We start from the raw sequence: 9,934 nt of genomic DNA, 5'->3' as shown, positions 1-9,934 counted from the left end.
GGACCTGATGGACCTGCAGATCAACGTGGCCTCCCGGACGGCCTGGGTGCTGTACAGCCAGGGTGACCTGGACGGCGCCCTGCGGGAATACCAGCTGAGCCTGACCCTGTCGCAAAGGACGGGCAACAAGCGGGTGAAAGGCCATGCCCTGGGCAACTGCGGCATAATCTACTGGACCAGGGGGCAGCTGAAGGAGGCCGGGGACTGCTTTGCCCAGGCCGCCCAGATAATGAAGACCTGCGGCGATCTGGCCAACCTGGCCCAGGCCGAGGGGAACATGGGCTTGGTGTATTCCGACATGGGGGAGATCTTAAAAGCCAGGCAGTGCTTCGACCGGCAACTGGAGATCTCGGAAAAACTGGGCAACAGGTCCATCACCGCCCTGGCGGCCGGCAACATCGGCGACATTCATTACGAGCTGGGGGAATACGACCGGGCCGGGGAATGGGTGAACAAACAGCTGGCCATTGGCGAGGAGATAGACGACAAGCTTTTGATCAGCCACTCCTGGTACATGCTGGGCAACATCTCCAAGAACGAGGGGCGGGGACCATCTGCGCTGGAACTCTATTGCCGGGCGGTAGACCTGGCCCAAAGCACCGGGCTGGAGTATTACCTGTGCAACTATCTGTGCGCCCGGGCCTGGCTGCACCACAATACCGGAAGTTTGCAGGAGGCCGGGAACGATGCCGCCCGGGCCCGGGAATTGTCGGGCAAAGTGCAGAACAAGGATGCGGCCTTTGAATCCCGGCTGCTGCTGGCCCTGCTGAAAGCCGATGAACAAAAGGAGACGGCTCTGGGGGAAATGCTGGGGCTTAAAGAACAGGCGGTCAAAGAACAGCAGAAGGCCAGGCTGTTCCATGAACTTTTCAAGATGACCGGTGACCAGGAATACCGAAAGGAAGCAGTTGGCATTTACCAGGGAATATGGGAGAAGACCCGGAACGCAGAAAGCCGGAAGCATCTGGCCGAACTGAGGCCAGGCATTCAGGGGCAGTGATAAACGCTGCTGCGGGCAAGAACACCATGAAAATAAAAGGCCGTTCCCGGCCTTTTTCTCATTATATATCCGTTCCCAAAACGGCGTTTGAACCTTTTTTAGGCCGGTGGCCGGTTTACCCTTGACATCAAAAACAATTTGGTGTAAAATAAAACGTCTTTACTTGAAATTTTTTACAAAATATATAGGAGTTCATATGGGCTGGGAATTTTCGGTTTGGGCCACGGTGCTGATCCCGCTTTTGGGAAGCTTCACCCTTCCCCTTTTCGGCCTGGTCTCCAAGCCCTTGCGCAACGCGGTGGCGGTGCTGCTGGGTCTGGCGACCACTTTTTTTGCGCTGACCCTGCTGCCGGCCGCCTTTTCGGGTGAAGTTCACGTCTTTAACCTGGCGCTGGGGCTGGGGGTCAACGCCACATTGGTGGTGGACGGGCTGTCGGTCTTCATGGCCATCGCCGCCTCGCTGATCAGCACCCTGATCATCGTCTATTCGCTGGGATACATCAAGGACTACCATTATCAGCAGGAATACTTCATGATGGTGGTCCTTTTCCTTGGCGCCATGATGGGGCTGGTCTTTTCGGCCAACCTGATCTTCATGTACGTCTTTTGGGAGATCACCGGTATCTGCTCCTGGCGCCTGATCGGCTTCTTCCGCGACCGGCCCACCGTGCTCAAGGCCGACAAGGCCTTTTTGATGACCTTCGGCGGCGCGGTGTTCATGCTGCTGGGCTTCGCCCTGGTCTACGCCCAGAGCGGCACCTTTAACATGCTGGAGATGCGCGGCCTGCCGATCTCCGGTCTGGCCATCGCCCTGATCACCATGGGCATCTTCGCCAAATCGGCCACTTTGCCTTTCCACACCTGGCTGCCCGATGCCGGCGTGGCCCCCACCCCGGTCACGGCCCTGCTGCACGCGGCGGTGCTGGTCAAGATCGGCGTCTACGCCTTTGCCCGGATATTCAACTTCACCTTCGCCGTCCCGGTCGACTGGCAGACCATTTTGATGACCGTGGGCCTGCTCTCGGCCATGGTCTCGGCCGCGGCCGCCCTCTGGGACACCAACATCAAGCGGATCCTGGCCTATTCCACCGTCAGCCAGATCGGATACATATTCATGGGCCTGGCGGCCTTTAATACCATCGGGGTGGCCGGAGCGCTGCTCTTCATCTTAATGCACGGGCTGGCCAAGGGCGGACTGTTCCTGGCGGCCGGGGTGATAGAACACGGCACCGGCACCAAGGACATCACCAAGATGGGAGGGCTGTTCAAAGCCATGCCCATCACCGCGGTGGCCTTCATCATGTGCATCTTCTCCATCGTGGGGATCCCGCCATTCGGCGGCTTCTTCTCCAAGTTCATGGTGATCCAGGGGATCATCAAGTCGGGCAACATCGCCATCGGCTCGCTGGCCATATTCACCGCAGTTTTGACTTTGGTCTACCTGCTGCGGCTTTTCAACCTGGTCTTTTTGGGCGAGGCCCGGGACCACAGCATCCACGCCCATAAGGAGGGCACCCCCACCATGGTCTGGGTGGTGGCTTCGCTGGCCTTCCTGTCGCTGGCGGCCGGGATCCTGGTGAAATACCCGATGGACCTGATCAACATCGCGGTGCGGGACATCATGGGCAACCCCGCCATCCACGACATCATCGGCCTGGTGCGCTGATCTAGAATATTTTTTGACAGGATCAACAGGATTTCATAAATACTCAGGCATTAGTAGCTGAACCGGTAAATCATGTAAATCCTGTCTTTCTCCGGTAGAATTGAAATATCAAATAAAAATTTTAAATACCGAGTTTAAAGATGAATCCCAACATTCTTTTAATACCGATCCTGCTGCCGATACTGGCCGGGCTGGCAGTATTGATACTGCCCAAGGGCCTGAAATGGGTCAAGGAAGGGCTGGCCGTGGCGGTGGCCGCCGTGGCTCTGTATTACGCGGCCCTGATCTTTAAAAGCGGGGGAGAGGGCTTAAGGCTGTTCGTGCCCTGGACCTCTTTCGGCATAAATTTTGACCTCTACGCCTATCATCTGCCGCGCTTCATCCTGCTGGCCGCCGCCGGGTTCGAGGTCCTGCTGGCCCTGTATTCGGCCGCCTTCATGCACGACAAATGGCGGGCAAGGGAATACTTCGCCTACTTCTTGATCACCGCCGGACTGGCCAACGGGGCCATTCTGGCCAACAATTTCATGGTGCTGCTGTTCTTCTGGGAGGGCCTGCTGGTAACCCTCTACGGCATGATCACCCTGGGCCACAAGCAGTCGCACATCACCGCCACCAAGGCCCTGATCATCTCCGGACTGGCCGACTTCGCCATGATCCTGGGCATCATCTTCCTCTGGTCCATCACCGGGACCATGACCATGTCCGAGGTCCGCTACCTGGAGCCCACCGGGCTGGCCGGGGCGGCCTTCATCCTGATGGCCCTGGGCGCCATGGCCAAGGCCGGCGCCATGCCCTTCCACACCTGGATCCCGGACGCCGCCATCGACGCCCCGCTGCCCTTCATGGCCTATCTGCCGGCGGCCCTGGAGAAACTGCTGGGGATCTACCTGCTGGCCAGGATCTCGCTGGAGTTCTTCACCATCCACATGAACAGCGCCATGTCCATCTTCCTGATGACCATCGGAGCCATAACCATCGTCTTGGCGGTGATGATGGCCCTGGTGCAGAAGGACTATAAAAAACTGCTTTCATTCCACGCCATCAGCCAGGTGGGCTACATGATCCTGGGGATCGGCACCGGGGTGCCCATCGGCATCGCCGGCGGCATCTTCCACATGCTTAACCATGCCATGTACAAGTGCACCCTGTTCCTGACCGGCGGGGCGGTGGAGAAGGAGGCCGGCACCACCGAGCTGAAGAAGCTGGGCGGGCTGTTCAAACTGATGCCCATCACCGGCGTGGCCTTCTGGATCGCGGCCTTCTCCATCTCCGGCGTGCCGCCCTTCAACGGCTTCGTCTCCAAGGAAATGGTCTTCCACGGGGCCTTTGAGACCGGGCACATCATCTTCCCCATAGCCGCCTGGATCGGGGCCATCTTCACCTTTGCCTCGTTCCTCAAGCTTGGCCATTCCACCTACTTCGGCAAGCGCAGCCCGGAGGCCCCCGTCCAGAACGTCAAGGAGACCAACTGGGCCATGATCATCCCGATGGCCACCATCGCCCTGGGCTGCGTGGTGTTCGGCGTCTTCAACAAGCTGCCCCTGAAATACCTGATCACCCCCATCTTGGAAGGCAAGCCCATCGTGGAGGAGGGGGCCAACTTGGAATTCTGGCACCATTCATTCGCCATGAACTGGATCGTGGGCGTGTCCATGGCCTGTCTGGTGATCGCCTTCCTGATCCACCAGTACGGCGTCAAAAAGGGGCAGGGCAAGGCCTATCTGGCCTCCGAGCCCATCCATCACCTGCCGGTGCTGAACACCCTTTACGATCTGGCCGAGGCCCGGGTGTTCGACCTCTATCACTGGTTCGTCAACGGGCTGGTCAAGGGCGGGGCCTGGGCGGTGTGGAAGGTCATCGACCGTGGAATAGACGCGGTCTACGAGAACCTGCTGACCTTTGTCGGCAACTTCTCCATCAAGGTACTCAAGGAATACCACAACGGGGTCTACGCCAACTACCTTAGCTGGGTGGTGGGCGGTTTCGCTCTGCTGGTGATCTACCTGGCGGTATTGGTCAAGTAAAATGTTCTGACTAATAATTGTTAGGTAAGATATATTTGTCATAGCAAACCTCCAAAGGGGTCGCATGAAACTCACATTTGAATGGGATGAAGTAAAAGCAAAAGCAAATTTCAAGAAGCATAAAGTGAGCTTTGAAGAGGGCAAAACGATTTTCAACGACCCTTTCCTGTGTACTTTGCCGGACAGTGAACATTCGGTAAACGAAGAACGTTATCTAAACATTGGTCTTTCTGCAAACGGGCGTGTTTTAATTTTGACGCATACTGAACGACGGGAGAAGATACGCATCATCAGTTGCAGGAAAGCGGCGGAACAAGAAAGGAGATTTTATGAAGAAGGCAGCTTCTAAAAAAATACCGGAGCAAGAAGACATGAAATCGGAATATGACTTTTCCGGTATGGCGGGAGCAATACGGGGCAAGTATTACAAAGCCTATCGGGCAGGACATAAAGTGGAAATCCATAAAGCGGACGGCACTACTTCAGTACAATGCTTCAAGCTTGAGGACGGAGCGGTTATGCTGGAGCCGGACATTAAAAAATATTTCCCCAATTCAGCGTCAGTCAACAAAGCGCTTCGGGCATTGATTGCGAATATTCCTTCAAAGCGGCGCATAGCCACTCACGCTAAATGATAATTCTGCATTTGCCGATGGAAAAGAAAAAGACATGACGCTTGGCTAATTGATAATCAATCGGTACCATTTCGAAATAATACTTTGGAGCAATCATAAAAATGCTGCTTTTATTCATCATCGTTCCCCTGGCGGTGGCCGCCCTGATGCCGCTGCTGGCCCGGATCTGGAAAGGCCTGCCCGATGTGCTGGGCTCGGTGACCATGGCCTTTACCCTGGGGCTGGGGCTGTATCATATCCGGATGGTGGCCGCCGGGCACCGCTACTTTTGGGACACCGGCTCGCTGGGCCTGCCCCTTAAGCTCAGCCTGGCCATGGACGGGTTCTCGCTGCTGCTGCTGCTGATCATCAGCCTGATCTCGCTGTTCGCCTGCATCTACTCGGTCAACTATATGGAGCACTACGGGGCCAAAGGCTCATACTACGCCCTGTTCATGCTGATGGTGGCCGGGATGAACGGCCTGGTGCTGACCACCGATCTGTTCAACATGTACGTCTTCCTGGAAGTGGCGGCGGTGGCCAGTTACGCCCTGGTGGCCTTCGGCCAAAAACATGACGAGGTGGAGGCGGCCTTCAAGTATCTGATGCTCTCGGTTGTGGCTACCACCGGCATCCTTTTAGCCATGTCCTTCGTCTATTTGATGACCGGCACCTTCGGCATCACCGACCTGGCCTATGCGGTCAAGAACGGGATGGATGCCAGGCTGATAGGCCTGTGCCTGGCCCTGTTCCTGATGGGCTTCGGCCTGAAGTCGGCCATGGTGCCGTTCCACGCCTGGCTGCCGGACGCCCATCCCTCGGCCCCGGCCCCGATCTCGGCCATGCTGTCCGGGGTGCTGATCAAGGTCTCCGGTATCTACGCCCTGGTCCGGGTGGTCTACAACATCTTCGGCCTGCCGGCCCAGGTCTCCTCGGCCCTGATGGTGCTGGGCGTGCTGTCCATGGTCATAGGCGCGGTAGTGGCCCTGGGACAGCACGATTACAAGAGGATGCTGGCCTATTCCTCCATCTCCCAGATAGGCTACATAGTGGTGGGGCTGGCCATCGGTTCGCCCCTGGGGATCATGGGGGCCCTGTTCCACCTGTTCAATCACGCCACCTTCAAGAGCCTGCTGTTCCTTAATGCCGGTGCCACCGAATACGCCACCGGCACCAGGGACCTTACCAAGCTGGGAGGGGTCAACAACAAACTGCCCATCACCGGGTTCACCAACACCATCGGCACCTTCTCCATCGCCGGAGTGCCGCCCTTCAACGGGTTCTGGAGCAAGCTGATCATAATCGTGGCCCTGGTGGAAGCCAAGTATATAGGAGTGGCGGCCATCGCGGTGGCCACCAGCATCATCACCCTGTGGTACTTTTTGCAGATGCAGCGCCAGGCCTTTTTCGGCAAGCTGGCAGTTGGCCTGGAGAAGGTCAAGGAAGTGCCGTTCTACATGGCTTTGGCCACCATCTGTCTGGCGGCCCTTTGCCTGCTGGGCGGGCTGTTCTATCCCTGGATCACCACCAATCTGATCCAGCCGGGGGTCACTTCGCTTTCCAACGCCATCGGGGTGAACAGCTTCATCAATCTGGGGCAATAATACTGAAGGTCTGAGGTTTTGAAGGTCCGAAGTTCTGAAACAGTGAAGGTGGGAAGTTAAGCATGGCAGAGAAAATAAATTCGGTTAGGGATCTCAATGCTTACAAGCTGGCCTTTGAATGCGCCATGGAAATCTATGAGATAAGCAAGAAGTTTCCGGCGGATGAAAGATTCTCACTGACAGACCAGATCAGACGTTCCTCAAGATCGGTTTGCACAAACCTGGCGGAATCATGGCGGAAAAGAAGGTATAAAAAGGTTTTCACCAATAAACTTTCGGATGCGATGCAAGAGGCTTCGGAGACCCAGACCTGGCTGGAATTTTGTTTTTGCTGCAGATATATTGATCAAGATACTTTTAAAAGTTTGGACGATAAGTACGAAAATGTAATCGGCATGCTGAACTCGATGGAATACAAAGCCGACAAGTTCTGTTTTCAATGATAGCGTACCTTCGGACCTTCGGAATTTCGCAACTTCTAATAAAATAGTAAGGGACTAAGATGGATCTCCTAAACCTCATATTACTGCTGATGCTGGCCGGGTTCGCCATGATGGCGGTGTTCCTGAAGGACCTGCTTAAGGCGGCCATCTCCCTGGCCTTCATGAGCGCCCTGCTGGCGGTGCTGTTGTACCGCTTGGACTCGCCGTTCGCCGCGGTGTTCGAACTCTCGGTGGTGGCCGGGCTGATCACGGTGCTGTTCGTTTCGGTGATCGCCATGACCAAGGAAGAGGAGCAGGCCAAGGAAGCCCGCTGGCCGGCTTATGTCTTTCCTTTGGTGCTGGTGGTTTTCGGCCTGATAGACATCAGGGTGATGCAGGCCCTTTTTGCCAATACTCCCCAGGGCTTCGGCAATCCCGAGGCCAGTTTCGGAGCCACCCTGTGGGGCGTGCGCTCGCTGGACATCATAGGCCAGATCGCGGTGATCTTCGGCGGGGTGTTCGGGGTGCTGGCCCTGCTCAGGGAAAAGCCCCTGACCGTCAAGCAGAAGGAAGATGCCATCATCGCCAAGGACGGCGGAAAGGAGAAATTATGGTAGTCACCTATTTTATCTTCGTGGGCCTGCTGTTCTTCATAGGGCTGTACTGCCTGCTGACCAGCCGCAACCTGATCAAGCTCTTGATCGGGCTGGAGATCATGGCCAAGTCGGCGGTGCTGTCATTCATCGTGGCCGGCTGGGCCCGGGGCGAAAGCTTCGTCTCCCAGAGCGTGGTCATCACCTTCATCGTGATAGAGGTCTCCATCGTGGCGGTGGCCCTGGCCCTGGTGATCAATGTTTACAAGAACACCGGCAGCCTAGACATCCGCAACCTGGCCAAACTAAAGGGATAAAATAATCACCCTAATCAAACAAACCAATACTTTAATCTGGTGAACAATATGAATATAACCCTGCTGAATCCCTGGAACATGATCTTAACCCCCTTCGTGGGTTTCTTCGCCTTCCTGGCCATTTCTTACTTCATCTACCGGATGGGCGACGTGATGGCCCCCAAGCTCAAAAGCCAGGGCGCCAAGCTTTCCCAGTATGCCTGCGGCGAGGAGTTCGAGGCCAAGAAGGTCCAGGTGGGATACAAGCTGTTCTTCTACGCCGCGCTGTTCTTTACCATGATGCACGTGGCGGCCCTGGTGATCGCCACCATCCCGGGCGGCAGCCTGGCCTACGCCATGCTGGGGATCGTCTATCTGCTGATGATCACCCTTTCGGTGGTGGCCCTGCTCCTGAAGTGAACCTTTGCCTAAAAAACGTGCACTGAGCCTGTCGAATGTGCACAGAGTGCACAAAACAATTTCCTATTTCCGATTTCCTATTTGGTAAGTTTAGTGTCTTGGTGCCCCTTCGATAAAACTCAGGGCATGCTTAGTGGCTGAACGAGAAATATTATATTAAGGATATATTTATGGCTTTAGAAAAACTGGTCAAGTGGTCCCGGGTCTCATCGCCCTGGATACTGCATTTCAACAGCGGAGCCTGCAACGGCTGCGACATCGAAACCCTGGCGGCCCTGATGCCGCGCTTTGACCTGGAGCGCTTCGGGGTGATCCTAAAGTCCACTCCCCGCCATGCCGATGTGCTGGTCTGCACCGGGGCGGTGACCCGCCAGCAGGCCGACCGCTTGAAGCGGATCTACGAACAGATGCCCGAGCCCAAGTTCGTGGTGGCGGTGGGGGCCTGCGCCTGTTCCGGCAACGTGTTCCGGGACTGTTACAGCGTGCTGGAGGGGGTCGACAAGGTGATCCCGGTCAACGCCTACATCCCCGGCTGCGCGGTGCGTCCCGATGCGGTGATAGACGGAGTGGCCAAGCTTTTGGGGGCCCTTAAAAAAGGCTGATCAGGAAACAATTACCGGATACTGGATACAGTATACCGTATACAGAATACGGGAGAGAAAATGACCGCTGAAGAGATCAAAAAAATATTAGAGGACAGCCTGGGTTCCAAGATCAAGGAGCTCACCACTCCGGCTCCCAGGAGAATGTTCATCTGGGTGGACAAGGAGAACCTGGTGGAAGCCTGCCGGGTGGCCAAGGAAAAGGCCGGGTTCTACCACATTTCCACCATCACCCCGCGGGATACCGGGGACAAGCTGGAGGCCCTGTATCACGTGGCCCAGGCCGGGATGGTGCTGACCATCAGGGCCCAGACCGACCGCAATCATCCCATGCTTCCCACCGTGATCCCGGTCTATCCCGGGGCCGTGTTTTACGAGAGGGAGGTTCACGACCTGCTGGGCATCGGCATAGAGGGGCACCCCGACCTGCGTCCCCTGGTGCTGCCCGAGGACTGGCCGGCCAACGTCTTCCCGCTGCGCAAGGATTGGCAGTATAACCGGGAGAAAGGAGTGATAGAATAATGGGCACATTTATTTTGCCGGTGGGGCCGCAACATCCGGCCTTAAAGGAACCAACCTCTTTTCGCTTTTTGGTGGACGGCGAGACCGTGGTGGATGCCGATCTCCGCTTGGGCTACAACCACCGGGGGATCGAAAAGGGAGCCGAGAGCCGGACCTACATCCAGAATC

General features: G+C 56.4%; 12 protein-coding genes. All 12 read left to right on the top strand.

Annotated elements, in window-relative coordinates; genetic code table 11:
- A partial coding sequence (locus Q7U71_07275) for a tetratricopeptide repeat protein (GenBank protein ID MDO9391555.1) occupies window positions 1-1,000 on the top strand: 1,000 nt, incomplete at its 5' end.
- Between the two features lie 196 nt (window positions 1,001-1,196).
- Window positions 1,197-2,666 carry an NADH-quinone oxidoreductase subunit L gene (locus Q7U71_07270; GenBank protein MDO9391554.1) on the top strand — a complete coding sequence of 490 codons (1,470 nt, stop codon included), beginning with the start codon at window positions 1,197-1,199 and terminating at the stop codon, window positions 2,664-2,666.
- 140 nt (window positions 2,667-2,806) lie between these two features.
- Window positions 2,807-4,693, top strand: coding sequence for an NADH-quinone oxidoreductase subunit L (locus tag Q7U71_07265; protein ID MDO9391553.1), 1,887 nt, complete (start codon window positions 2,807-2,809; stop codon window positions 4,691-4,693).
- 64 nt (window positions 4,694-4,757) lie between these two features.
- Window positions 4,758-5,042 carry a BrnT family toxin gene (locus tag Q7U71_07260; protein MDO9391552.1) on the top strand — a complete coding sequence of 95 codons (285 nt, stop codon included), beginning with the start codon at window positions 4,758-4,760 and terminating at the stop codon, window positions 5,040-5,042.
- Window positions 5,023-5,328, top strand: coding sequence for a hypothetical protein (locus tag Q7U71_07255; GenBank protein MDO9391551.1), 306 nt, complete (start codon window positions 5,023-5,025; stop codon window positions 5,326-5,328). Before Q7U71_07260 ends, Q7U71_07255 begins: the two co-directional genes overlap by 20 nt.
- Window positions 5,329-5,429: 101 nt before the next feature.
- Window positions 5,430-6,911, top strand: coding sequence for a proton-conducting transporter membrane subunit (locus Q7U71_07250; protein MDO9391550.1), 1,482 nt, complete (start codon window positions 5,430-5,432; stop codon window positions 6,909-6,911).
- 62 nt (window positions 6,912-6,973) lie between these two features.
- The gene (locus Q7U71_07245) at window positions 6,974-7,354 is read left to right on the top strand and encodes a four helix bundle protein (GenBank protein ID MDO9391549.1); all 381 of its coding nucleotides are present in this window, start codon (window positions 6,974-6,976) and stop codon (window positions 7,352-7,354) included.
- Between the two features lie 59 nt (window positions 7,355-7,413).
- Window positions 7,414-7,950, top strand: a complete 537-nt coding sequence (locus tag Q7U71_07240) for an NADH-quinone oxidoreductase subunit J (GenBank protein ID MDO9391548.1) — start codon at window positions 7,414-7,416, stop codon at window positions 7,948-7,950.
- On the top strand, window positions 7,944-8,243 hold the full coding sequence (locus tag Q7U71_07235; protein MDO9391547.1) for an NADH-quinone oxidoreductase subunit K: 300 nt from the start codon (window positions 7,944-7,946) through the stop codon (window positions 8,241-8,243). Before Q7U71_07240 ends, Q7U71_07235 begins: the two co-directional genes overlap by 7 nt.
- Window positions 8,244-8,291: 48 nt before the next feature.
- A complete protein-coding gene (locus tag Q7U71_07230; GenBank protein MDO9391546.1) occupies window positions 8,292-8,642 on the top strand; it encodes a hypothetical protein in 351 nt (116 codons plus the stop codon).
- Window positions 8,643-8,812: 170 nt separating this feature from the next.
- Window positions 8,813-9,244 carry an NADH-quinone oxidoreductase subunit B family protein gene (locus Q7U71_07225; protein ID MDO9391545.1) on the top strand — a complete coding sequence of 144 codons (432 nt, stop codon included), beginning with the start codon at window positions 8,813-8,815 and terminating at the stop codon, window positions 9,242-9,244.
- Between the two features lie 60 nt (window positions 9,245-9,304).
- Window positions 9,305-9,766, top strand: a complete 462-nt coding sequence (locus tag Q7U71_07220; protein MDO9391544.1) for an NADH-quinone oxidoreductase subunit C — start codon at window positions 9,305-9,307, stop codon at window positions 9,764-9,766.
- Window positions 9,767-9,934: the final 168 nt, after the last annotated feature.

The organism is bacterium, assembly GCA_030655055.1.
Lineage (GTDB): Bacteria > Edwardsbacteria > AC1 > AC1 > EtOH8 > UBA5202.
The sequence above is the reverse complement of the archived record's forward strand: the minus strand, read 5'-3'. Positions and strand labels throughout refer to the sequence as shown.

Coding starts and splice junctions, on each gene's coding strand:
- Q7U71_07270 (MDO9391554.1), top strand. CDS start 1,197: ATGGGCTGGGAATTTTCGGTTTGGGCCACGGTGCTGATCCCGCTTTTG.
- Q7U71_07265 (MDO9391553.1), top strand. CDS start 2,807: ATGAATCCCAACATTCTTTTAATACCGATCCTGCTGCCGATACTGGCC.
- Q7U71_07260 (MDO9391552.1), top strand. CDS start 4,758: ATGAAACTCACATTTGAATGGGATGAAGTAAAAGCAAAAGCAAATTTC.
- Q7U71_07255 (MDO9391551.1), top strand. CDS start 5,023: ATGAAGAAGGCAGCTTCTAAAAAAATACCGGAGCAAGAAGACATGAAA.
- Q7U71_07250 (MDO9391550.1), top strand. CDS start 5,430: ATGCTGCTTTTATTCATCATCGTTCCCCTGGCGGTGGCCGCCCTGATG.
- Q7U71_07245 (MDO9391549.1), top strand. CDS start 6,974: ATGGCAGAGAAAATAAATTCGGTTAGGGATCTCAATGCTTACAAGCTG.
- Q7U71_07240 (MDO9391548.1), top strand. CDS start 7,414: ATGGATCTCCTAAACCTCATATTACTGCTGATGCTGGCCGGGTTCGCC.
- Q7U71_07235 (MDO9391547.1), top strand. CDS start 7,944: ATGGTAGTCACCTATTTTATCTTCGTGGGCCTGCTGTTCTTCATAGGG.
- Q7U71_07230 (MDO9391546.1), top strand. CDS start 8,292: ATGAATATAACCCTGCTGAATCCCTGGAACATGATCTTAACCCCCTTC.
- Q7U71_07225 (MDO9391545.1), top strand. CDS start 8,813: ATGGCTTTAGAAAAACTGGTCAAGTGGTCCCGGGTCTCATCGCCCTGG.
- Q7U71_07220 (MDO9391544.1), top strand. CDS start 9,305: ATGACCGCTGAAGAGATCAAAAAAATATTAGAGGACAGCCTGGGTTCC.